The sequence below is a fragment of the Methanogenium cariaci JCM 10550 genome (genome assembly GCF_001315945.1).
GTDB lineage: Archaea > Halobacteriota > Methanomicrobia > Methanomicrobiales > Methanomicrobiaceae > Methanogenium > Methanogenium cariaci.
Genome location: NZ_BBBG01000007.1, coordinates 23,184 through 46,751 on the forward strand (window position 1 = coordinate 23,184; position 23,568 = coordinate 46,751).

A 23,568-nucleotide genomic window follows, 5' to 3' on the forward strand; every position below is an offset into this window, starting at 1 on the left:
AATAATATTCACCTGCCAGTAGTGACAAAAACTCCACACACCCCCCCGTGGCAAATTAATGAGCATCCTTTTTGGTCATCTCCCTAAAAACAACATCATGCCATACGACTGGCCCGCACTTCTCTATCCTGATGAATGGTGTTTTTCGATTCTTCATCACGGCAGTGATTGTCCTTCTAATAACGGATTATCCTCTCCGTTTGACTTGGTTACATATTGGATATTGGTTGCTGCAGCTCTGGTGGCCTTTATCCTTCAGGCGCAGGTCCCGTTATAATTTGTAACCAGAAAGATATTGGAAAAATAAATCTTGATGGCCATCCACAGTGACCGGTCATGATCCCTTCTTCATACCCAGTTGCCATGTAACTTCCACACGGTTATTTCAGATATTGTATGGCCCCTACAGAGGTACTTTACAGTAAAAAGCAAAAAGTATCAACCATCTGACAATCATTTGACAAGCAACCTTCAAGTTTTATTCACATTTTTCTCAAGTAGCTCAATAGTTGATTTGTAACAGTAAAAATACAAAGAATGCCGTTCCAACTCCGATTGTAGAGTTTCAACTAACTTTTTACAGTCAATATTCTCATACAATTCTGGAAGTATCTCATCAAACAAAATTCTCATAGTTGCTATTTCAGATAATTGATTATTTTCCGTGCCATACAATTCTATCATATCGACAGAATGTAAAATGAAAGACTCAATCATTGATTTATTTAATTTCTGATCAAACTCATCAGGATGATCATTAAAATATCCTATCTCCTCTGGCCTCTGATTGATATATTTTAACAAAATGTCTGCACCACCATATACTATATCTGCAAAACAGGCCCCCCCTACATCCTCAAATCTCTTTAATGCTTTAAATGCCCCCCCCGTGTTAGGTCTAAATCCATAAAATCACATTCTTCAAGGTATGCATACTTTGGATCATCTTCGATATCCACTAAGGATTGCAATTCCTCCCAAAAATGTGATCTTGAGCATGCAGAAATGAACGATGAATATTTCACAAGCGGTTCCAGACCAACCATAATATCCGCCGTGACTTTTTTATCCCACCCTCTTTGCATAAATAATTCACTGTATGATAACAAAGCTCCTGCAAGGGTCGGAGAATAATCCCTTCTTTCACTATTTTTGCAATTTCTTACAATTTCTGATTTTAGATACCCACTATTTTCAAGAATTTTCAGCCAATTTACTGCGGATCTTTGTTTGATTTTTTCGCCGTCCACTTCAAGCTTTGTGCTCCAGACAGGTTTACCTGAGAGAACAATTTCAATCATTGCACGAGTCAATTTTTTCCTCATGGCAGGGGGGGTCACATCATGGAAGTTAGGATGTGGAATTTTAGGGAGTTTTGTTTCCATTTATTTCACCTTCTCACGGCATATTAGCAATTTCACAAACAGCAATAATACTAGTAGCAAATATTCTAGTATTGTAGAAAATCCTATTGCTATATGTAACTTCATGAGATAATAAAATTTATGCGAATGGTGACAAAGAGCGGACAGGTCTACGAGCAAACCTGTATACACGTCCCTCTTGAAATGAAACAGCAGGCTAAGGAAGCTGGCATCAATATGGCAGAGACTTTCCGGAATGCCCTTGCAGCAGAGATCAAGAACAGAAATCACCCCCGCCCAGACCCAGCAAGATCAGAACGGGGGGGGAGCAGCCTCAGACAGAGGTGCAGTCTAATGTCTACATCTACCCATATGAAACCCGTGGACAATGCCAGGCCACGACTGATAAGCCGTGATGTCCTAGAGGCACTTGATCCGCTATACCGGGCAACGGCGAACGTGCTGATCAGGCGTGGTGAGTGGGCAATAATCGATGAGACAGAAGAGGCGGTCAGATGAAAGTAGGGTATCAAATGACACCCCCCCGCAACACTCTCCATTTTATTCCGTGTTCATATAACCTTATCCCTGCTGAGGCAATGGCGTGACCAGAACGGATGCAGGCCCATGCACCCCCCCCTCCGATGATGTGGTGACCAACTACAAAGGCGTGAAGATGACACGAGGGGGGGAAGCTAACCGTTTACGTGCAGCAGACCCAAATGGCCTAGACATTGTGCCTGTGGGGGGGACACCGCCAAAGGTTCCGTGCCGGGCCACCACCAAACCACCAGAACCGCCGGAAGGAGGGGGGGACGACCCAACCCCAGAAGATAATCACCCGTTGTGATTCCGCCGCAGCTGCACGGGTGCCGGTTCATCCTCTTGAAACCAAAGAGAAAGGAACCACTTGAATACTGGAAGGAACAGAACTACGCACATGACTCGCCCCGCCTTCTTCAGCACATCAGGCAGGGTGGTAATTATGGCGTGATGGTGACCGGTGATCTTTGCGTACTGGATGCTGACAATGTCCCCGCCCTCTATGACGAACCCTTCTTTTCTGATCTGATTGAGAATTCCTTTATGGTCAGCACCGGGCGGCACCGATACCGGGAGCCCACATCTATTTCAGATGCCCGGACCTGCCACCAATAAAGACAGTCCTGAAAACAGCAACAGACAAAGACCTGGGTGACGTCCGCGGGCCTGACTCTATGACTTATGTCGTCGGCCCCGGTTCAATCCACCCGGACACCGGGAAGACCTACGAGATCACCAACGACGTGGCCCCCCCGTCACCGTGCCTCTGGAGAAGGTGCGGGCATTCATTGACCGGTACGACGTCAAGAAGAAGGCCAAGACAAAGCGGACCGCAGAGGCCCGCACCGACGCCCCCCCACAGAGGCACAATTCAGCGAATATATCGGAAAGTCTGGGATTGAAGGTAACGGACTTCCTGATGCCTGAAAACCCACAATACCGAGGAGATGAGATCATCGGGAACCATCCCATTCATGGAGGGGATACCGGCACCAACCTAAGCGTAAACCCCCCCCATAAGAATGAATGGAGGTGCTGGCACCACGAGAGTGGAGGCGGGCCACTGGAGGCCCTCGCTGTGGCAGACAGAATTATCGACTGTTCGGAAGCCGGACCCGGATGCCTGGAAGGACATTGGCCCGCGGTGTTCGATGCACTCGACCGCCGGGGGGGATACGGTCCACAGCGTGAGAAGATGAACCGGGAACGAAAGCAGCAGGCCACCGGGCCAAGAGGCCCCATCCCTGCACGTGCAACAGCCGAACCAGAACCAGAAGGGGCAGACCCCGAAGTCTTGGCAGAGGCGGAACGGGTGCTCACTGAAGAGGATCCCCCCCTCGCCTACTTTCTGGAAGTGTTCCATACATCACACGTGGGTGATGATATTGTGGCCAAATGCTGCTATTTATGTGCTGCCTCTCGTGTGGTGGCGACCTCTAAGGGATTACATGTTCTTACTATCGGCCCTTCTGGGAAAGGGAAGAGCAGCACGTATGATACGGTTCTTGAGCAGATGCCCGACAGGTGTAAGGTTGAAGGTAGCCTTTCTGATAAGGCGCTGTTATATCACAACCACCCTGAAGGTTCAATCATTGTTCGTGATGACAAGGAGATGAGTGACGCATTGCAGGAATTGTTCAGGGGGTGCCACATCGGACATTAGGAAACCGTATAAGCACCATACGGTTTTGAACGGCAAACCAACAACCCACATTTTTCCCGCTCGGTGTGTCTGGTGGTTGGCAGCAACCGAAGATACCACAGACGATCAGTTCCATAACCGGTGCTTACAGCCATACGTAGACGACAGCAAAGAGGCAGATCGGGCATTTACTGAACATTTTCTCAGGAGTCTGGCAGAGGGTGCCAAAAAAGATCCACGGTTCACCGTGTGCCGATACATGTGGGAAATGATCTCTTCTGAGGTGCTACCAGTATGGGTGTGGTTCTCAGAAGCGATCAAATATGATACCGAATCAAACCGACGGAACACCACAATATTTGCGGACATGATCCAAGCCGTCACCCGCATGAGATACAAACAAAGGAAGATTGATCCAGACCGCGGGATAGTTGCAAGCATGGATGACTACGCCACGGCATATGAAATTTATTCGGCGCTGTTTGGTGATGAGGGTTCACAGGGAACACAGCTCACACCGGACGAGGCCCGCGTACTGGGTGCAATGTATAAGATGACAACAGACAGGGTGGAAAAAATCACATTAAATTCACTGGTGAGTAAAACCGGCATTACCACCGATAAAGTACGCCGGGCCATACACGGGAGGAAAGACAGGAACCACAACCCCGGACTTCTCAGTAAATGCCCTGCGCTAACATTTGAGAAGAAAAACACATCAATACCCGGAACAGATGGGGGGGTAACCCGTTCAACCACGAAAAATGAATACACTTGACGAGAGAGCATATATTGCATGGAACAGCCATGGCGGCATTTCCCTTATACCGGACATCATAGAAAAATCCCTCGTTGCCCACATTGCCCGCACTTTTCCCACACTTTGCCCGCAAATGGGCAAAGCGATAATCGGCACGTATGGCGCTTCTTTTCCTAATCTAACCAATATAATAATAAATAATAATTATAATAATAACACTTTGCCCAACAAGGAGATGGAGAGAGAAGACAAATACCAAAGGGAGATCTGCACCCGTCTCACTCCATCTCTCTCACAGTCTGGGAATGGGCAAAGCGAACCGGAGGGACACCAAAAAACAATGCCAACCCCCCCACAAAATCAGAACCGGGAGCCAATACAGGCACGCCCACTCGTGGGCAACGCAGGGAAAAGCCGGGGGGGACAGTGGGCAAAGCGACCACCGGCGAGGTAAAACCATGAACCTTGAGATCCCGCCGGTGATGCTGCCCGCATGATAAACGGGAGAAGAGAGCGAAACACCGTTTGTCTTCTCGGGAAGTGTCCTGCACCTAATGAAGAGTGGGACACCCCTTCATTCACATGCAACTTTTAGAGAGGCACCCTCCCATAGCATGCTATGATTGTTCTCTATTTTTAAAATAATTGATTCAATTAAAAATATCAGAATCATTCAATTCCAATCAAAAATTTGTAGCCATTAAAATGAATCATATGTTCAGGTTCATCTGCAATCCAGACCGCCAGGCAGATCCACGGACCATGAACATCAACCCGTATGTATTTCACCGAGTGCCTACGGGACGTGCTCACCTTCGATGAGTAAAGCCTTACAGAATTATTTTTGAGGTGGTTGATATGACATGTGATTCTAACGCTATTCTATTGCCTCCCAGAGAAGTGAGCCTATGATCCACATTTCGGACACCGTAAAAAAGGGACGAGGATTGATAAGCCCTATCCTCTTTATGTCTTTGAGGAATGCTACCCCCACGGCAATTTAACATTTACCGGGCACTGATGGGGGGGAGACTCAAGCCTTAAAACAGAAAGGGACAAATAATAATGACCAATAATTTACTATTACAGCCTCCTTCGGGCTGGCAGTGATAGTTGCGATAGTTTCTCCAGTCATCTATAGATGGATTTTTAAAACGAATTTTAAGAATAATTTAAAGAGGATTTTGAAGAAAATGAAAGCAAATATCGTTAAGACAGGGATACTTGAAATAGTCGAGAGTATTGCAATTAGAACAATGTTCAAATTAATTTTTGAACATTATGATGTGGCTGTTGGTTCATCCCAACTATCCCTGCTAAAGAACGGCTCTTAACTATACTTTTCTTTTACAATCCCTATTTATTGCATTCATCAAACATGAGCATCTTCCCAAACCTAAAAGTGCCTCAGGAAGACAAATACAAAATATAAGATTTCATCCATGATATGTTCTCATCATTGCTGGATGGTGACAAACATGGAAAGTGGACGGATCGACGAATATGTAATGCTACGCTGATGCGTTCGGGATTGAACCGGAAGAGGTGTGAGCAGATGATACTTACCACCGCCCCCCCCTGGATGATGTCACGATAACTGCATATGTAACCAACACCGCCGCCTTTGAATGCAAAGCCAATATGCTGGAAGAGATCCGGGAAGACCTCCACGACCAGATCCGCACCCTACGAGAGGAGGCCTGCGGGATGCAGACAGGGACGACAACACGGGCATTGAAACAGTAATCAGGAAGATCATGGCAGGCGATCCCACCCGCAACTCTGACTGTAACTCTGGCTGTGTTCACATGAATAATGAGGTGCATCAGCAGGCCGAAGACACCGCCAGAACCTTGGCGGGCAATGCGAGCAGATGCAGGCACCACAGTCCCTGCTGCACAGGAGACTGACCGCCCCCCCCGGAAGACCGTAAGACCTACAATGCACTACTCAAGCGGGCCGACCCCCCCGTCACCGCCATTTGTGCACAGCTCATGGTGAGCCGTGGAGAGTGGATCCTCTGCGGATGAACTCACCGAGTGCACCACCAAGACCAGCAGCGCTGGCGGTCCAGAGACCCCCCCGCCGGAGGAGACGACCCGAACCGAAGGGTCTGACGATTGAAAGGTGGATATTCAAAAGGGACTCTTCATTAACTGAAGCAGAATGCCAAGAACGGGAAGCCATTTTCCCTCAATCAACACGTTGTTGAACGGTTGATGGCGTGGGATCAACTAAATAAGACGTTTTCTGTATGAGATTTCTGTCTCATTTTTCTTTTCTGTCGATGTTGAAGTATTGTTGATGACTATTGAGAAATATCAAACAGATTCCATAAGGTTGATGTATGGTGCCAAACGAGTCAATTATTAACTTGAATTAATTTTTCATTCAATATCTAACCAAAACGGAGTGACGCATGGATCTCAATGAAAATCAGACGCGGAAACAAAAGATTGATGTCCGGCTCAAAGAGCAGGGCTGGGATGTTGACAGCCGTTCGCATGTCATCCCGGAGGTTGATACAAAGCAGTCTGATTTCAATGCCTGTGACTACAAGACCGTTGACGAAACGCTCAAGAACGATTTTGAAAGTAAATATGCAGATTATCTCCTGCTGGACAGTCTGAGAAATCCTCTTGCTGTAATCGAGGCAAAACGGACATCAAAAGACCCCCCCGAAATCGGTCAAAAGCAGGCCGAACAATATGCCGATGATATCAAACGCCAGACGGGCCGGGATGTCTTCATTTTTCTCACAAACGGATATGAAATAAAGTTCTGGGACAGGCAGCGTTATCCTCCCCCCCGGATGGTGAACGGGTTCTACGCCCGCAAAGACCTTGAGCGGCTTCGCTTCCAGAATGAACAGGTTCAGCCGGATACACCGAGAGGAGTCAATACCGATATTGTTGACCGCCCGAAGAGTATCGAGAATGTCAAACGGATAGTGGAGCACATCCAGAAGGGCCACAGGAAAGCGTTGATTGTGATGGCTACGGGCACGGGGGGGAAGACCCGTGTCGCAATGGCAATTATCGATGCTCTCATGCAGGAGAACCGTGCTCACCGGGTGCTCTTCCTTGCAGACAGAAAGGCACTTCGTGATCAGGCATGGAACAAAGGGTTTCAGGAGTTCTTCCCGCAGGAGGCGAAGGACAAAATCCTGCACGGGAATTTCAACAAGGAAAAGCGGCTCTATGTCTCCACCATCCAGACATTTCAGGAAATTTATACCCAGAAAGATGAAAACGGTCAGTATCTCATCTCACCCGGTGAGTTTGACCTCATCATCTCTGACGAAGCACATCGCAGTATCTATAATAAATGGCGGGATGTCTTCACCTATTTCGATGCCATACAAATTGGGCTGACTGCAACGCCCGCAGACCTTGTTGACCGGGATACCTTCCGGTTCTTCGGGTGTGATAACCAGGCACCAACCGCTCTCTACTCATATGAAGAGGCGGTGAAGGACGGTATCCTCTGTGACTTCCGCAAGAATATCATGGGTGCTCAGACCCACTTCCAGATTGAAGGGGGGGTGAAGCCCTCAGACCTGAGCGAGACCGAACGGAACCGTCTCATTGAACAGGGCATCGACCCGGATGAAATTGATTTTGATGGCTCTGTTCTGGAGAAGAAGATTGCCGTGAAGGGAACGTCTGAAGCAATCGTCCGGGAGTTCATGGATAATTGCCAGATGGATGAGACCGGCACCCTTCCTGCAAAGACCATCTTCTTTGCCATATCAAAGAAGCATGCGAACCGCCTTCATGAGGCGTTCAATGACCTCTATCCTGAATATAAGGGGGGGAATCTGGCACGCATCATTGTCTCTGAGGACTCCCGTGCACAGGATCTCATCAAAGACTTTGAGAAGGAGTCATTTCCCCGTGTTGCCATCTCGGTCGATATGCTGGACACCGGCATTGACGTGCCGGAGGTATGCAACCTTGTCTTTGCAAAACCCGTCTTTTCCAAGATCAAATTCTGGCAGATGCTGGGAAGAGGGACACGGGCGGATTCGGTATGCAAACACCGTGACTGGCTCCCGGACGGGAAGAAGGAGTATTTCAAGGTCTTCGATTTCTGGAATAATTTTGATTACTGGAACATGAACCCAGGAGGAGGATAAACGAACCCATTGAAGCGATTACCAGCCGGATCTTTCTCCTGCGGGTCAAACAGCTTGACCACCTGATACAGGCAGGAGATGAGGAACATGCTGCGGTTATTCGGGCAAAAATCGAGGATGACATCCGTGCTCTCCCGTCAGATTCTGTAAGTGTGCGGGAACACGAGCAGGAAATACAGAAAGCACTCTCTCCAAAGTTGTGGGACAATGTTGCCATTGACCCGATTGCGTATCTGACATCCCATATGATGCCCCTGATGCGCTACCAGATGGGTGTCAATCTCAAGGAAGCGTCCTTTACGATCAAGTCTGAGCGTCTTACGCTTGCTGTCCTAGAAGGAAATGACAGGGAAATAGAACGGCAGAAGAACGCCATCGCTGAAATGGTTGACCTTCTCCCGCGTAATCTTGAAAAAGTCCGGCAGAAGGAAGACCAGCTGGATGACGTGCTCTCCCGGTCGTTCTGGAAGGGTCTTTCGTTCGAGGATACCCGGATGCTTGTGTCTGATATCGCACCGCTGATGAAGTACATGTCAAAGGAAACTCCCCCCCGATGATTGTTATCGACATGGGAGATGTGATTGAGAAACGCAGCATCTGGGAGGTGAATGAGGATGCCCCCCCTCCCTATGTCACCGCATTTGTCAAGAAGGTGGAAGAGCGAATCCGCGAGATGGCGACCGAAGACCCTGTCATCCAAAAGATTGCAAACGATGAAGCCATCACCGAAACCGACCTCACCCGTCTGGAAGAAACCCTCACGGATGCCGGGGGGGTGAATATCAATGAGGAAGTCCTGCAGAAAGGCTACCGGCAGCCACGGGGGGGGACGCTTGTTGATTTTATCAAATCAGTCCTGGGACTCTACCGGGCACCCGACCCGAAAAAGAAGATCGATGAAGCGTTCCAGACCTTTATGGCTGAGAACAACAAGCACTACACCGCCGACCAGCTCCACTTCATCAGGACGATTCAGACGGTATTTATGCGCAAAAAACACATAGATATGACAGATCTCTGGGACGCTCCGTTCACCAATTTTGGCATCAACGCACCGCTGCCGATGTTTGACGAGGGCGACCTCAGGGCGTTCATTGGCATATGCCAGGGACTGGAACAGGAATTGTATGTTGCGGAGGCATGAGGAGAAGTGGTGAAGAAGGAGTTGCCTGAGGGGTGGGAATGGAAGAGATTGGGGGATATTGGAGTATATATTAATGGCCGCGCTTTCAAGCCTCAGAGTGGACAAAAACTGGCATGCCAATTGTTAGAATTCAAAATTTAACAAACCAATTTAAAGAATTCAACTATTACAACGGCGAAGCTGATAGTAAATATTTTTTGAAAAATGGAGACATCTTAATATCGTGGTCTGCCTCTCTGGGCGTGTTCCTTTGGGAACGAGGAGATGCTGTATTGAATCAGCATATTTTCAAAGCTATTCCTGATTTAAATATTGTTGATAAGAATTATTTCATTTATGCAATTCGGAATATTCTCGAAGATATGAAAAAATTCAGCCATGGATCAACAATGAAACACATAGTGAAATCAGATTTTGATAACACGAATATCCCTATTCCACCCCCCCTCGAAACACAGCGCAAGATTGTTGACATCCTTGAAAAAGCAGAGGCGACTCAACGCCTTCGGGCAGAGGTAGATGCACTCATACAGAAGCTGGTGCAGAGCGTTTTTCTGGATATGTTTGGTGATCCTGCCTCTAATCCATACACTTGGAAAGAATGTTCCTTCGATAAAATTCTACTTAAAAGTCCTCAAAATGGACTCTATAAGTCATCCGATTTTTATGGGGGGGATGGAACCCCAATCATGCGAATTGATTCATTTTATGATGGCAAAATATATGGACTCGAAAATTTAAAGCGTTTGAAATGTTCTGAATCTGAAATAGAGAGATATGGTTTGGTAATTGAAGATATTTTAATTAATCGTGTCAATAGCATAGAGTACCTTGGAAAATGTGGTTTAATTGAAATTTTGTATGAACCACTGTTTTTGAATCAAACATTATGAGATTGAATATCGATACTGAAATAGCAGATCCTCGCTACATTACTGCATTATTGTGCACACAATATGTCAGAAACCAAATTATGAGTAAGGCCAAGAAAGCAGTAAATCAAGCTAGTATTAATCAAGGGGGGGATGTAAAATCCTTGGAAATTCTGTTGCCACCCATTGAATTACAAAATAACTTTGCAAAAATTATTCAATTAATGGATGTTCTTCACAAGAAAATAATTCACTCTGAGAAGAATTCTGCTGATCTTGTGAGGTACCTAATGTCCAAAGCTTTCATTGGAGAATTGACTATATGAAACTAGCCCCCCCGAATTAAAATCAAAGATTGACACCCTCTGGGATCGCTTCTGGAGCGGCGGGATGTCAAACCCCCTCCAGTCCATCGAACAGATGTCTTACATCATCTTCATGAAGCGGCTGGAGGACATGGATGTCGTTGAGCAGAACCGTGCACGGGCACGGGATATCGAATATACGTCCGTCTTCGAGGGAAAGGATGCGTGCCGGTGGTCGAACTGGAAGCACTATCCTGCCGAGCAGATGCTCGTGCACGTCCGTGATGTTGTCTTCCCGTTCATCAAGAACCTGCACAGCGAGGAGAAGACACTCTTCACCCGGCAGATGCGGGATGCAGTCTTCATCATCCCGAAACCGTCCCTCTTGCAGGAGGCGGTTGCCCTTATCGATGAGATGGATATCACCGCCCAGAACCGTGATACACAGGGCGACATCTACGAGTATCTTCTCTCCCAGCTCTCCACTGCAGGTATGAACGGACAGTTCCGGACACCCCCCCGGCATATCATCCGGATGATGGTGGAACTGGTTGAACCGGATGTCAATGACCGTATATGTGACCCTGCCTGCGGAACGGCAGGATTCCTGATCAACGCCTATGAATATATCATCCGGAAATACACCAGCCCCCCCGATATGCTGGAGGTTGACAGTGAGGGCGAATACCACAATCTCATCGGGGGGGATAATATCACTGACCAGCGGCATTGGGAGAAGCTCTGGAGTGATACGTTCTATGGATATGATTTTGATTCCACGATGGCCCGCATCTCGCTCATGAACATGATGCTCCACGGGATTAAGGCACCACAGATTGAGCAGAAGGATACGCTCTCCAAGCTCTACAATGAGGAGGAGCGGTATTCGGTGGTGCTTGCCAATCCTCCGTTCAAGGGGGGGAGTATCGATAAGAGCGATATCAGTGACATTCTGAGCCTTCCAACGACAAAGACCGAACTTCTGTTTGTGGAACGGATGATTCACCTCCTGACGATTGGCGGGCGGTGTGCGGTGATCGTGCCGGATGGCGTTGTGTTCGGGAGTTCAAAGGCGCATAAGAAACTCCGGCAGATGCTCCTTGAGGAGAACCAGGTCGAAGGTATTGTCTCCATGCCATCCGGTGTCTTCAGACCGTATGCAGGGGGGGTTTCCACCGCTGTGCTTATCTTTGCCAAGGGTGGAGCGACTGAGAAGGTCTGGTTCTATGATATGGAGGCAGATGGTTTCTCACTGGATGACAAACGGACGCTCATTGACGGAAAGGGTGACATCCCTGATATTATTGAGCATTTCAGGGGCCGGAGAGATGAAGTGCCTGAAGACCGGAAGGGCAAGTGCTTCTATGTGCCGTTTGAGGAGATCAAGGAGAATAATTTCGACCTTTCAATTTCGCGGTACAAAGAGATTGAATATGAAGAGATTGAGTATGACCCTCCTGAAGTGATTATTGAGAAGATTGAGGGTATTGAGAAGCAGATATTGGTGAATCTTGATGAGCTGCGGGAATTGTTGAAAAATAGTTGATTCCCAATATTTTTTATCATACTTAGGATATCGTCAAAATCCAGTAAACCATGCTATCACTGCCAAAACTGTTCCAATTCCTCTGAAAGCAGCCCCCGCATATACTACATATGAGCCACATGGTGCAGTGTCGCCCTGCATTCAGAACATGGATGTGATATACGACTCGTTGACGGTCTGGATCGTGTAGGGCGACAAGGTCCTGGCATCAAAGACGACCGGGGGGGTGGGATATGGATGTGTGGTAGTGTCCGCGAAGGTACAGAGTTCCTTATAAGCGAAGGTCTGCCTTTCTAATATATAATATCTCACCGAAACAGACACCCTATTTTTCCAGATGGAACTCTGAGACAGACACAAAAATCTAAATCCAAAATCCCAAGGATCATTACTTTGATTTTTAGTTTTTCTTCCACCAAACCCAATCCAAGAATGCGAAGATAAGGATGTTCAGGGGGAACCGACACTTCACATTGCTAAATGCTATATGCCGATACATAGACCACTGATCATGGGAATATTCAAGGACAAAACCGTGTTATCCATCCAATACACACCCGAGAAACCCCCCTCGGCAGAGAGGAAGAAATACGTCATATGGCAATGGCATTCAAACCTTACACAGCGGGGGGGAGCCACCCCCCCGCAATATCCTCATCTACGGAATGGCAGGGACAGGGAAATCCACGGTGACTGAATATGTTCTGCGGAAGTATCTCATTGCCCTCAAAGAACAAGACGTCTCCAATGTCAGGGTGGTCAGTCTCACGGTGGACAACTGGCCTGCATCCAAGGTTCTAACCGGTATTCTCCGGGAACTCAATCCGGATATGCACGTTTCCAGCAGAGGGTATTCTATCCCAGAATATTTTAACATGATTTGGGACACTCTCAACAAACAAGGACTTTCGATGATACTGGTTCTCGACAAAATTGATCTAATGAAAAAACCTGATATCCTCTACGAATTCTCGCGGGTCGCTGAAGGTGGACACCTCAAAGACAATCGGTTTGTGTCCGTTGTGGGGATGCTGAAAAATGTAAGATTTACACACTTCCTCGACCCGGCAATTCTGTCGTCGTTCGGTAGCCTGTCCATGATCACCCCCCCTCATACACCAAGGAGCAATTGACTGAAATCCTCGAAGATCGGCGAGTAGCATTCCATGAGGGAGTCCTGGAAGAACCTGTTATTCCGATGTGTGCTGCATACTCTGCAGAGGCTACTGGCAATGCCAGGGAAGCAATTGATATATTAAGATGTGCAGGAGAAATAGCAGAGAAACAAGGAGAGGATACGGTGACACAAGAGCATGTCTTGCTCGCAGTGGAAGAATATGAGTGTGATTTCCCGTCATTCAGCGGAACGGTGGATGCCTGATGCTTACCGAACCACATCTTTTAGATCTTCCATGAAATTGGGAGTAAAAACCTCGATATGTACCTCAGTAGTTGGCTAAATTTAAGGCCAGCAGACCATTGTGAACGTGAGATAAATTCTTGCAAATTTACAGTAACATGATTCCAATTATCTTCACAGGAATTGTCTTGCAGGAAGACTAAGGCAGACAACACCGCTGTCAGCCCCCATAGGACTCCACCAGACGCACCAACCATGCAACACACGGGCCAATCCCGCCCCCCCCTGGCCAACAAAATATACTACACGAACTCTACACTTCGCAAAGGCATCCATGCAGCACCACGTGAGAGCCATTTCAGGAGCACGCCCAATTGTTTATCGTCTCACACACAGGAGACAACAGCACGCTGCTAAATCGATGTGAGAGCAATTCACAGATTCCGTCCGGAAATCGGACGTATGAACGCCCGATAAGAGCAAGTTCAACCACCAGCGCACACAAAAACGTGTGTTCGCCATAGCAGGGATGCAGGGTAATGACCATCCGATGAATGAACACACCAATTTCACTCAATCACGCAGCAACACAGGGCGTATAGCGGCACGTGAGTTCATGGCGCCGCATGACATAAGTATCTATGAGATTGTAAAAATACGGCAACACAGGCGCAATATGACGACTGAAAACACACGTCAAACATACAAAAAGGGGGGGTGCCAGAATAATTTTCATCCTTCTGAAAAAAATTAGCGCAACGCACTTCTTTTTCCCATTGGGCATTATACTTAGGCGCGGAGTGCCTCAGGCCGGATTTGAACCAGCGACAACCAGATCTTCAGTCTGGCGCTCTCCCAATCTGAGCTACTAAGGCTTGGATATTAAGATTGGTAGCACTTGGATATAATACCATCGATTTGTGTCCGGGTAAGCGAGTCAGGATATTTATTCCACCACTTCCAAACTATACCAATATCATGGGGGGGACAAAAAGGGAAACGCAAATTCCGGGAGAGAAAATCTGCTGAAAGCAGTCTCTGAACGGAAAACAGAGGTTGTACATCTCTCGCACAACGATCTTGACGCAGCGGGATGTGATGCCGTGCACCGGATGAAATACCCCCCCGATGGCATATTCACCATCTGGTCGTCCGTCGGTTCGTTCCCGTCGTTCCTGCGTGACATCGGCGCACTGCCGGGAAAAGGTCACCTCCTCAGCATCTCTGACCTTGGCTACTGCAAGGATGCGGATAAACTGGTGAAGAAGGCGATAAAGAACGGATGGGAGGTCTGCTGGCGCGACCATCACCGCTGGACGGATGAGGAACTGCTCTCGATTCAACATACCGGTGTGACCTGCATGGTGGACACCACACGCTGCGCTGCGGCCGTATGTGCAGGGGATCTTTTGCCGGGGGATAAGACTGCGGAAGAAGTCGCCCGGGTCGTCTGTGACTACGACCTCTGGAAAAACGAGGATCCCCCCCGTGCAAAATGCTGGGTCAGATCTGTACAAAGCGACGCAATCTGAATCCGGTTCGCGACCGCCTCGCGAAAGGCATCATCACGGATGACTGGATAGAGGAAGAGTACCAAACGATTGAAAAAGAACGACAGGATGCGATAAAAAAGAGCATCCGGCGGATGAAGATCATCGAATCCCGCTACAAAATTGCCTTTGCCCCGATGTACGGCTATCCCAGTGAGACCGCCCACGAGATCCGGGATCTCTACCAAACTGACATTGAGGTGGTATACGGGACAAACGGCCGGTTTTCCATACGTTCAGCCGTTCCCGTCAGTCACCTCATTGCACGCGAATTCTCCGGCGGCGGACACCCGCCTGCGGCAGGCGGCACGTTCACCCTGACTTCATAGATAAAGTCTCCCTGTTTTTCCTGAAAAAAGCCGGCTGTTTCGATGAACTGGTTCGGGTTGCGGATGCTCTTCCCTGATTACATACACCCATTCTCCTTCTCTTTTTTTGTGCACAATTCATAAAACATAATAGATTTCTCAACAAAAATAGATCTGATGAATCACAAAGGATTGGGATTGGTTCTTGTTCTCATCATGGCAGTGACAGTCGCATTTGCCGGCTGCACGTCATCTGATGATACACCTGCAAAACCGCAGGTGAACATCTCGGATAAGACCGTCTACATTGTTGGTATTGACGGGGATTATGCTCCCTACGCGTTTATCGACTCTGATGGAAATGCACAGGGCTTTGATGTCGAGTCCGTCAAATGGATCGCAGAAAATCAGGGTTTTGACGTAAAAATCCAGCCCATGGCCTGGGACAGCATCATTCCGTCACTCATGAACAACAAGATTGACATGGTCTATGCAGGAATGACCATCACCCCCCCGGAGAGAAAAGAACAGGTAGACTTTTCGATTCCCTACTGGATCGTGAACCAGTCGGTTGCCGTGCATGAAGACTCGGGCTACACCCTTGATGACTTCAAGAACGGCACCCTCGTCATTGGTGCACAGAGCGGTACCACCGGTCAGATATGGATTGAAGAGAATCTCATCGAAACCGATCTCATGCCCAAGGAGAACCTGAAGGCCACGTACCCGAACTTCCCTCTGGTAGCAGAAGACCTGAAGATCAAGCGCATCGATGCGGCAATCTATGACAAACCCCCTATGCTTGAGGCAATCGCCGGAAAGCCCATTGTCATCGTTGGTGAGATCAACACCGGCGAAGAGTATGGTGTGGCCATCCGGAAGGGTGACACCGAACTCTTAAACACCATGAATGCAGGTATCACCGCACTCATGGCAGACCCCCTACTGGGAAGAACTGAAGACCAAGTACGAAATGGCTTAGTCGGAACAGACAGAAAATGGTGGAGGAAAACCACTCCACAACTTCTATTGCATACTACCGCCCAGTATATCCTGTAGGTACATATTCTGCTGTATAGATTCGCACAGCGTAGTGAATGTGTTCCGGATTAAACGGGATTTCAAGGGTTTTCAATGGGTTTCTTAGCAGTAATCACAGAATGGTTCCCATATATTATCGGGGGAATTTTTGCCACCCTCGGACTTGTCGGGTCTGCACTGCTTCTGGGTGTGCTTTTTGGCCTGCCGATGGCAGTCGGCAGGTATACGGGAAGCGTCCGGTCCGTTTTTTCGTTGGCGTTTTTGTATGGTTTTTCCGTGGTCTTCCGGTGCTTGTGTTACTGTTCCTGTTCTTTTTCGGTATCTTTCCGGGACTGGGACTGGACGTTCCGGCATTCGTTGTCGGCGCCACTGTGCTGGGGCTGAGGGGTGCTGCCTACCAGTCACAGATCTTCGCGGGGGGGCCATACAGTCGGTCAGTGAGGGGGGGCAGATGATTGCCGCACGTTCTCTGGGAATGACAAAACTTCAGAGCATACGCCATGTCATACTGCCGCAGGCCGTGCGTGTGGCACTTCCGGGATGGTCGAACGAGTATCCGAATATCCTGACCGATTCTTCCATCTGTTACGCCATCGGGGGGGTAATGGAACTCATGACACGGACATCGCAGGCGGTCTCCAATACATCTGTCACCATGCCGTTATATCTCGTCTGTGCCGGTATCTTCATCCTCCTGAACTTTGCAGGGATGAGAGCTCTCCACATGATTGAAAAGAAGATAGAGATACCCGGATTCGGAACAGGAGCTGCATAATATGAAAAATAACGAGACAATACTCAGGGTTGAAAATATTCACAAGTCATTTGGAGATTTAGCGGTACTGAAAGGGGGGGTCTCATTTGATGTGAAAAGAGGAGAGACCATCTGTTTCATCGGCCCGTCCGGTACGGGAAAGAGTACCCTTCTGCGCTGCATCAACCTCCTCATCCAGCCCGATCAGGTTCGGTATGGCTCGGGGATGCAGAAGTCACGAATTCAGGTAAGAATATCAATCATTTCCGGCAGAAAATTGGCATGGTCTTCCAGAACTTCTTTCTCTTCGACCACTTGACGGCGGTGCGCAATGTCGAGATCGCCCTCATCAAAGTCCGGGGGATGAAGCCAAAGGAGGCCCGGGAAAAAGCCCTCGAGGAACTCCGGCAGGTGGGCATGGAGGAGTGGGCCGAGCACTATCCGGCAGAACTCTCTGGAGGTCAGGCACAACGGGTATCCATCGCCCGTGCCCTTGCGATGGACCCGGATGTCATCCTCTTTGATGAACCCACCTCGGCACTGGATCCGGAATTAACCCGTGAGGTCCTTGAGGTCATGAAGAAACTGGCTCTGGCAGGGATGACGATGCTTGTGGTCACCCACGAGATGGGATTTGCCTGTTCTGTCGCCAACCGCATCATGTTCATGGAGCATGGTGAGATAAAAGAGCAGGGATCCCCCCCATGAGTTGATGAACGACACGAGGTTTGAGCGCTGCAGGGATTTCATCGGCCAGTCCGACCATATCGATGGTGATTAAGGAATGGACCAGTCTGCGTTTATCTTCCAGATCCTACTCTCCGTCCTGATGGACGGGCTGGTGGTCACGATAAAACTGATCGCCATTACCGCCCCCCCGTTTGGTCTTATTCTGGGCATTCTTGTCGCGGTCGGCCGGGTCTACGGGTCCAAACCCATGTCTCTCCTGTGCAAGGGTGCGGTCGGGTTTATTAAGGGAACACCGCTCCTGCTGATGCTCTTTATCCTGTATTTTGGACTGCCCTCAGTTGGGATTACCCTCTCGGCCTTTGTCGCATCGCTGGTCGGGTTTATTATGTGCAACGGTGCCTACAACTCCGAGTATATCCGGGGTGCGATCAGTTCGGTCAAGGAAGGCCAGATGATTGCGGCACAGGCACTCGGCATGACCCGGATGCAGGCCGTCCGCCACATTATTCTTCCCCCCCAGGCACTCATACGGGCCATCCCGGGACTCTCCAACGAGTTTATCTATCTTATCAAATATTCGTCCCTTGCCTACATGCTCACCGTCGTTGAACTGACCGGTTCGGGAAAGATGGTGGCAACGAAATACTTTGCATATACCGAGGTATTTCTGGCCGTTGGACTGGGGTATCTGCTTCTCGTGACCATTACCACGATTGCCGTCATGCTCATCGAAAGAAAGGTGGCGGTGCCGGGAATGACCCAGTCCGGCCGGAGCATGCTGGATATTCTCTAATCTTTTTTGTATCAGACAAAAACAAAGGCGTGTGCCGAGACGTCTTCCCAGTATTCTCGTCCGCCATCGGGAGCATATCCTCCTGCGATGAGGTCTTCGGGATCAAAATACGGAAGAAGTCCTGCAAAATCCTGTTCTTTCCCGTCGATCACGGTCAGGGAGCGGATCTCATATGCATCCAGCAGGTCCGGAATGACCCGAAGGCGGTGTGTGGGAAGGGACAGAGTATTCTGGACTTCAAGAATCCCTGCAAGCCCGGGTATTCCCGGAAAGAGCGTGGAGCAGCACTCGTCTTCCGGGAAGCAGTTCACGCTCCAGAGCGGAGAACTGTTCGCCGATAATGACTGTCCCGTATACCCCCCCGGCGTCCCGCATCTCCCGCATCAGGAGGCAGTAGATGTTACAGAGGCTGCTCTCGTAGTCCTCCCGGTCGTGAAAGATGCCGTCTTCCACCTTCAACTGCAGCGGGGACGGCAGCACGGCCCAGACCTTTTTTGAGCAGGCAACGGCGCGCGAAGCGTCATCGCGGAGTGATTCCGGAGACATCCAGGGTTCTTCGCGCAGAAATCCGGAACGAATGCCGCCCACGGAATCACGCACCCGGTCCGCATAGTACATGCCCCCCCCGTATGCCAGACGGTCCAGTCCTGCCTGATCCCGGAGCGAACGTTCAACCTTAAACGAGAGAAGGTCGCATCCCACCCCCCCCTTTTGCCGGGCCGCCCAGGCGGCAAGGGCGGGGATATCCGGGTCGGGTTCCTCCCCCCCCGAATGATTGAACCGGGAGATGTCTGCGTTTATTCATTGATATTATGTATTTATACCATCAACGGCTAAAAAATTAGGCATGAGTGATTCACCTCTGCTGGTAACCTGCGGACTTCCGTACACCAACGGGCACTGCCATATCGGGCACCTGCGTACCTATGTCCCTGCGGACTTCTATGTCCGTTATCTTCGCCATTCCGGTAAAGAGGCCCTTTTTATCTGTGGTTCAGACAATCACGGGACTCCCATCGTCATATCCGCCGACCAGAGCGGCAAGACTCCCCCCCGTGAAATATCCGAAATATATCATGACCACTTTGATTCGACATTTAAACGGATGAATGTCATCTTTGACCGATTTGGTATGACGGATGACCCCCCCACCAACCATCAGCTGGCACGTGAGATGGTTCAGTCACTCATCGACAACGGACATGTCTATCAGAAAACGATCAGCCAGAGCTACTGCCCCCCCAAATGTCAGATGTTTCTGCCAGATAGGTATGTGGAAGGCATCTGTCCCCCCCACTGCGGTGCCCATGCGCGGGGGGGAGATGAATGCGACCAGGGATGCGGCAAACACCTGGAGCCCGGTGAAATTACCCACCCGGTCTGTAAGGTCTGCGGCGAAAAAGCGAGATGAGAGAACAGGAACATTATTTCTTCAAGCTCGGGGATTTCAGCGAGTACTTGCAGGAATACCTGCCCACACTGGGCGGCACGACAAATGCACGGAATTATGCCATCGGGTGGCTCAAAGAAGGATTGCATGACTGGTGCATCACCCGGACGCTTGACTGGGGAGTGAAATTCCCCCCCGGCAATGAAGACCTGGTGGTCTATGTCTGGGTTGACGCACCGATTGGATACATGGCGTTCACCAAGGAGTGGGCGGAAGAGAACAACGGCGACTGGGAACAGTTCTGGCGGGGGGGCAGTCAGCCCATCACGCACTTTATCGGGCAGGATATCATCTACACCACTGTGTCTTCTGGCCAGCCATCCTGAAGGGTGCCGGGTATGCCACACCGGATGCTGTGGTGGCAAGCGGCATGGTCAAAATAAATGACAAGACCTTCTCCAAGTCACGGGGGGGATATGTCGTCTGGACGAATGACGATTACCTTGACCAGGGACTTCCGGCAGATTATCTCCGCTATTATCTGCTGGCCTATACATCGCACACCAAGGAGCTCAACTTTTCCTGGGAAATCTTCCAGGAACGGATCAATAACGAACTGGTGGACACTCTGGGCAATTTCCTCTACCGGACCCTGCATTTTGCCGCAAACAAACTGGGAGGCATTCCGGAAGGTGCGCCTGCCCCTGAAATCTGCGAGAGGATTCAGGCAACCCTGGACAGTGTCAAAACGGAGATGGAACGGTATGAGTTCAAGAATGCCATCGATGAGATGATGGCGCTTGCCTCATATGGCAACTCCTATATTCAGAACAATGCCCCCCCTGGAAACTCATCAAAGAAGACCGGGCGGCAGCAGAATCGGTGATCCTCAACTGTCTCCAGATTGCCAAGGCCTGCACGTTGCTCTTTGATGCACTGATCCCGGAAGAGGCGCAGAAGGCATGGGAGATGCTGGGATATACCGACAGCGTCACCGCGCACCAGATTGCAGAAGCAACAGAAGGATTTGCGCACCATAATCTTCCCAAACCGTCTATTATATTTGCGAAAATTGAGGACGAGACGCGGGATACCCTGAACGAAATTATGAACAAACGAATAGAGGAAGCAGAAATGAGCGAAAATACTGAAATACAGACAGAAGAACGTATCACCATCGACGAATTTGCACGTGTTGAGATGAAGGTTGCAACGGTTCTTGCAGCAGAAAAGATTGAAGGGTCAAAGAAACTGCTCAAGATTCAGGTGAATCTTGGGGATGAAGAGCGCCAGATCGTCAGTGGCATCGCCCAGCACTACACGCCGGAAGAACTGGTTGGAAAGTCCGTTGTCGTGGTGACAAACCTCAAGAAAGCCAAACTCTTTGGCGTAGAGAGCGACGGCATGATCCTTGCGGCAGGAGACAATGCCTCGCTCCTGATTCCAAACGAGGACGTGGAACCCGGAACAAAAGTCCTGTGATTTTTCCCCCTGAAAATACTCTTTTTTTCATCCATTCACGATTCCCGTCAGTTTGAATGCACTTCTGTCATCGGTGGCCACATAGCGATTTTATGGTGCATCCTATGGACATATGGCCGGGAAAATACGATCCACACAGACGCATGGAGGGGGCGGATCTCTGCCGAGACGACCCATCCATCCTACCAAAATATCCGTCAACAGAGATCCCTTAATAGTCTACAATCCGCTGGATTTCGACCAAATACTCGGCATTTCGTGCGTATTTTTTCGGCAGAAAAATGGGCCGGAAATATGTCCATTCCACCCTCCAATTCGTCAACACCGGGTTTCAGAGAGGGTGGTCAGAGGGTTACCAAAGGGTGGGTGAATCAGGGAGGGCACCGACCGAAAGAAAAATGTCCATTTCCTGAAACCGAAGACAAAAAACCGTTCCCGTCTGGATAATAACCAATCAAACGTTGCAGAATACAAACCTGAGAAAAATGAAAACGGACCTGGAGGGATTCGAACCCCCGACATCCGGGTTAGAAGCCCGGCGCTATATCCTGCTAAGCCACAGATCCAAATATTCTGCTCTACACGGTTGTTTTCAGGGAAGATAAAATGAATGGAATTGATTTCATCCGGCACGATAATGTGAGGGCCGCAGCACTTCCACAATGGTGGCTCGCCCCAGCCGGTACCATCCACAGACTTTGCCATCGCACCGTTCAGGTATCGCACCTGAATCCGTGCCGACATTCTCTCCCGTTCCTCATAATGATATGGCGCCGCATATTCAACCAGCCTCTTCATATTTATCGTCAGCGAGATCACCTGCACAATAATGCCCCCCCGGTCTCCGGCAGTAAAATCATCGAGATCAACCGACGTCAGCAACAGCACGTCACCGGGTGATGTTACCGTAAGAGAGATCAGATTATGCGCACTCTGCAGTTCCAGTGTGCGTGGCTTCCCTTTCTTGAGTTCTTCAATAATATGTGGTCCGATTCCAGTGAGTGCAATACACTTCAGCGTACAGTCCATCATCATCACCCGTACATCGGAAGGTGTTCTTTCTTCACCGGCTGCTGTTCTGCCCGTTCCACCTGTTCGGCCATCTGCTGCAACGAGGCTTCAATCTCCGTTGCCTGTTCAATCAGGGGATCGATACTCACCTTAAATCCGAACAATTCGTTCAGCACGGTCATTACTGCCGCAGCGGCCCGTGGGTCCGGGGCATTCACCGACTCCCCCATCAGTCCGGTTGCCAGTAACCCGTTTACCTTACATTCCGTAAGGACTGTCCCTGCAATTCCGGTAATACTTCCCATCGGCAGAATTTCGGTTTTGTCACGGATCTTTTCCAGTCCTGCTTCCTCTGTTGCAACCCCCGAATACCCGTTTTTCAACATCATTCGTTACAATCCCTGCCACAATCACCACCTCCTGCACCGGAAACGCAGAGAGCCATTCCAGAATGCCGTTTCCCACCTCATAGCAGATCGCCGGATGAATGGGGGGGACATCAGATATGACGAGAACATACTGGTCTTTCTGAAATATCCGCATCGGGGGCATTGACGATGCCGTCCACCATCATTGCCAGTGGTGGGAAATATTTGCTGGTGATATTTCCAATATGCTCAAACTCCAGCTCATCGATCATATGAGCAAGCGCAATACTCCCAACAAGTCCGCTGCCGGGGGGGAACCCCAGCAGCACAATGAGATTCTCCTTCCGGTCGATTGGATTTTGATTTCTGATGTCCTCCATCTTCATCACCGTCCTCAAGACCTCTACAAGGGTAATGAGTAGACACAAGTATAAAAATGATGTCCGTATGGGGGAGAATAATGCTATGATCCGATTGCGGATATGATCAAGAACCAACACTCATATT

Annotated in this window: 23 protein-coding genes, 2 tRNA genes and 6 pseudogenes; 22 read left to right on the top strand and 9 right to left on the bottom strand. The window is 49.3% G+C overall.

The features are described 5' to 3' along the window. Nucleotides 1–471 precede the first annotated feature (471 nt). Entirely contained in the window at nt 472–804 is a 333-nt protein-coding gene (locus JCM10550_RS07660) for a hypothetical protein (RefSeq protein ID WP_062398230.1), read from the bottom strand. 62 nt (nt 805–866) lie between these two features. Further along, nucleotides 867–1,385: a hypothetical protein gene (locus JCM10550_RS07665; protein WP_062398232.1), complete on the bottom strand. Its 519-nt coding sequence runs from the start codon at nt 1,383–1,385 to the stop codon at nt 867–869. 120 nt (nt 1,386–1,505) lie between these two features. Here JCM10550_RS07665 and JCM10550_RS07670 point away from each other — a divergent pair, with 120 nt between their 5' ends. The 15 genes and pseudogenes from JCM10550_RS07670 to JCM10550_RS07735 all read left to right on the top strand — a co-directional run bounded on the left by JCM10550_RS07670 (nt 1,506) and on the right by JCM10550_RS07735 (nt 13,695). Then, nucleotides 1,506–1,883 carry a hypothetical protein gene (locus JCM10550_RS07670; protein WP_062398234.1) on the top strand — a complete coding sequence of 126 codons (378 nt, stop codon included), beginning with the start codon at nt 1,506–1,508 and terminating at the stop codon, nt 1,881–1,883. Nucleotides 1,884–1,968: 85 nt separating this feature from the next. Further along, entirely contained in the window at nt 1,969–2,214 is a 246-nt protein-coding gene (locus JCM10550_RS07675; protein ID WP_062398236.1) for a hypothetical protein, read from the top strand. Next, on the top strand, nt 2,211–2,522 hold the full coding sequence (locus tag JCM10550_RS07680) for a hypothetical protein (protein ID WP_062398238.1): 312 nt from the start codon (nt 2,211–2,213) through the stop codon (nt 2,520–2,522). Before JCM10550_RS07675 ends, JCM10550_RS07680 begins: the two co-directional genes overlap by 4 nt. A 145-nt stretch (nt 2,523–2,667) precedes the next feature. Then, nucleotides 2,668–3,570, top strand: a complete 903-nt coding sequence (locus JCM10550_RS22495; RefSeq protein WP_245618867.1) for a hypothetical protein — start codon at nt 2,668–2,670, stop codon at nt 3,568–3,570. A 76-nt stretch (nt 3,571–3,646) separates the two neighbouring features. Next, complete coding sequence (locus JCM10550_RS07690; protein WP_062398242.1) at nt 3,647–4,327, top strand: hypothetical protein; 681 nt, start codon at nt 3,647–3,649, stop codon at nt 4,325–4,327. Further along, nucleotides 4,314–4,763 (top strand): hypothetical protein, encoded by a 450-nt coding sequence (locus JCM10550_RS07695; protein WP_062398244.1) that lies wholly within the window; start codon nt 4,314–4,316, stop codon nt 4,761–4,763. The genes JCM10550_RS07690 and JCM10550_RS07695 overlap by 14 nt, the downstream gene beginning before the upstream one ends. Before the next feature lie 1,409 nt (nt 4,764–6,172). Next, nucleotides 6,173–6,310 (top strand): hypothetical protein, encoded by a 138-nt coding sequence (locus tag JCM10550_RS18550; RefSeq protein WP_157200058.1) that lies wholly within the window; start codon nt 6,173–6,175, stop codon nt 6,308–6,310. Nucleotides 6,311–6,728: 418 nt separating this feature from the next. After that, a complete protein-coding gene (locus JCM10550_RS22500; protein WP_245618869.1) occupies nt 6,729–8,447 on the top strand; it encodes a DEAD/DEAH box helicase family protein in 1,719 nt (572 codons plus the stop codon). 152 nt (nt 8,448–8,599) lie between these two features. Continuing rightward, a complete protein-coding gene (locus tag JCM10550_RS22505) occupies nt 8,600–9,004 on the top strand; it encodes a hypothetical protein (protein WP_245618870.1) in 405 nt (134 codons plus the stop codon). A 20-nt stretch (nt 9,005–9,024) separates the two neighbouring features. Beyond that, nucleotides 9,025–9,591, top strand: a complete 567-nt coding sequence (locus JCM10550_RS22510; RefSeq protein WP_245618872.1) for a type I restriction-modification enzyme R subunit C-terminal domain-containing protein — start codon at nt 9,025–9,027, stop codon at nt 9,589–9,591. Nucleotides 9,592–9,695: 104 nt separating this feature from the next. Then, nucleotides 9,696–10,484, top strand: a pseudogene (locus JCM10550_RS07715) (restriction endonuclease subunit S); the annotation flags it as partial. A gap of 80 nt (nt 10,485–10,564) precedes the next feature. Further along, a complete protein-coding gene (locus JCM10550_RS07720; protein WP_062398252.1) occupies nt 10,565–10,789 on the top strand; it encodes a hypothetical protein in 225 nt (74 codons plus the stop codon). A 28-nt stretch (nt 10,790–10,817) separates the two neighbouring features. Further along, on the top strand, nt 10,818–12,314 hold the full coding sequence (locus JCM10550_RS07725; RefSeq protein WP_062398253.1) for a class I SAM-dependent DNA methyltransferase: 1,497 nt from the start codon (nt 10,818–10,820) through the stop codon (nt 12,312–12,314). A 650-nt stretch (nt 12,315–12,964) separates the two neighbouring features. Then, entirely contained in the window at nt 12,965–13,447 is a 483-nt protein-coding gene (locus tag JCM10550_RS07730; protein WP_281175328.1) for an AAA family ATPase, read from the top strand. Then, nucleotides 13,444–13,695, top strand: a complete 252-nt coding sequence (locus JCM10550_RS07735; protein WP_157200059.1) for a hypothetical protein — start codon at nt 13,444–13,446, stop codon at nt 13,693–13,695. The genes JCM10550_RS07730 and JCM10550_RS07735 overlap by 4 nt, the downstream gene beginning before the upstream one ends. A gap of 780 nt (nt 13,696–14,475) precedes the next feature. Here the strand turns inward: JCM10550_RS07735 and JCM10550_RS07740 are convergent. Continuing rightward, nucleotides 14,476–14,549, bottom strand: a tRNA-Phe gene (locus JCM10550_RS07740). 237 nt (nt 14,550–14,786) lie between these two features. Here JCM10550_RS07740 and JCM10550_RS22515 point away from each other — a divergent pair. The 6 genes and pseudogenes from JCM10550_RS22515 to JCM10550_RS07765 all read left to right on the top strand — a co-directional run bounded on the left by JCM10550_RS22515 (nt 14,787) and on the right by JCM10550_RS07765 (nt 18,810). Beyond that, nucleotides 14,787–15,206 (top strand): hypothetical protein, encoded by a 420-nt coding sequence (locus JCM10550_RS22515; RefSeq protein ID WP_245618877.1) that lies wholly within the window; start codon nt 14,787–14,789, stop codon nt 15,204–15,206. Beyond that, nucleotides 15,170–15,553: a hypothetical protein gene (locus tag JCM10550_RS22520; protein ID WP_245618878.1), complete on the top strand. Its 384-nt coding sequence runs from the start codon at nt 15,170–15,172 to the stop codon at nt 15,551–15,553. The genes JCM10550_RS22515 and JCM10550_RS22520 overlap by 37 nt, the downstream gene beginning before the upstream one ends. A gap of 156 nt (nt 15,554–15,709) precedes the next feature. Then, a pseudogene (locus JCM10550_RS07750) lies at nt 15,710–16,514 on the top strand (ABC transporter substrate-binding protein). Between the two features lie 152 nt (nt 16,515–16,666). Next, a pseudogene (locus tag JCM10550_RS07755) lies at nt 16,667–17,348 on the top strand (ABC transporter permease subunit). Nucleotide 17,349: 1 nt separating this feature from the next. Then, nucleotides 17,350–18,108: pseudogene (locus JCM10550_RS07760) on the top strand (amino acid ABC transporter ATP-binding protein). A gap of 3 nt (nt 18,109–18,111) precedes the next feature. After that, nucleotides 18,112–18,810 carry an amino acid ABC transporter permease gene (locus tag JCM10550_RS07765; RefSeq protein WP_062398259.1) on the top strand — a complete coding sequence of 233 codons (699 nt, stop codon included), beginning with the start codon at nt 18,112–18,114 and terminating at the stop codon, nt 18,808–18,810. 11 nt (nt 18,811–18,821) lie between these two features. Here the strand turns inward: JCM10550_RS07765 and JCM10550_RS07770 are convergent, their stop codons facing one another. Both JCM10550_RS07770 and JCM10550_RS07775 read right to left on the bottom strand, forming a co-directional pair. Next, nucleotides 18,822–19,121, bottom strand: a complete 300-nt coding sequence (locus JCM10550_RS07770; protein WP_062398261.1) for a hypothetical protein — start codon at nt 19,119–19,121, stop codon at nt 18,822–18,824. Beyond that, on the bottom strand, nt 19,048–19,512 hold the full coding sequence (locus tag JCM10550_RS07775; protein ID WP_062398264.1) for a hypothetical protein: 465 nt from the start codon (nt 19,510–19,512) through the stop codon (nt 19,048–19,050). The genes JCM10550_RS07770 and JCM10550_RS07775 overlap by 74 nt, the downstream gene beginning before the upstream one ends. 145 nt (nt 19,513–19,657) lie before the next feature. On the opposite strand from JCM10550_RS07775, the pseudogene metG reads away from it, so the two are divergent. Further along, nucleotides 19,658–21,682 (top strand): annotated as a pseudogene (gene metG, locus JCM10550_RS07780) (methionine--tRNA ligase). 492 nt (nt 21,683–22,174) lie between these two features. Here the strand turns inward: metG and JCM10550_RS07790 are convergent. From JCM10550_RS07790 to JCM10550_RS22530, 4 genes and pseudogenes are all read right to left on the bottom strand, one after another. Continuing rightward, nucleotides 22,175–22,248, bottom strand: a tRNA-Arg gene (locus tag JCM10550_RS07790). 160 nt (nt 22,249–22,408) lie between these two features. Further along, a pseudogene (locus tag JCM10550_RS07795) lies at nt 22,409–22,711 on the bottom strand (DUF473 domain-containing protein); the annotation flags it as partial. Nucleotides 22,712–22,716: 5 nt separating this feature from the next. Continuing rightward, nucleotides 22,717–23,082, bottom strand: coding sequence for a proteasome assembly chaperone family protein (locus tag JCM10550_RS22525; RefSeq protein ID WP_245618880.1), 366 nt, complete (start codon nt 23,080–23,082; stop codon nt 22,717–22,719). Nucleotides 23,083–23,192: 110 nt separating this feature from the next. Next, nucleotides 23,193–23,441: a PAC2 family protein gene (locus JCM10550_RS22530; protein ID WP_245618882.1), complete on the bottom strand. Its 249-nt coding sequence runs from the start codon at nt 23,439–23,441 to the stop codon at nt 23,193–23,195. Nucleotides 23,442–23,568 lie beyond the last annotated feature (127 nt).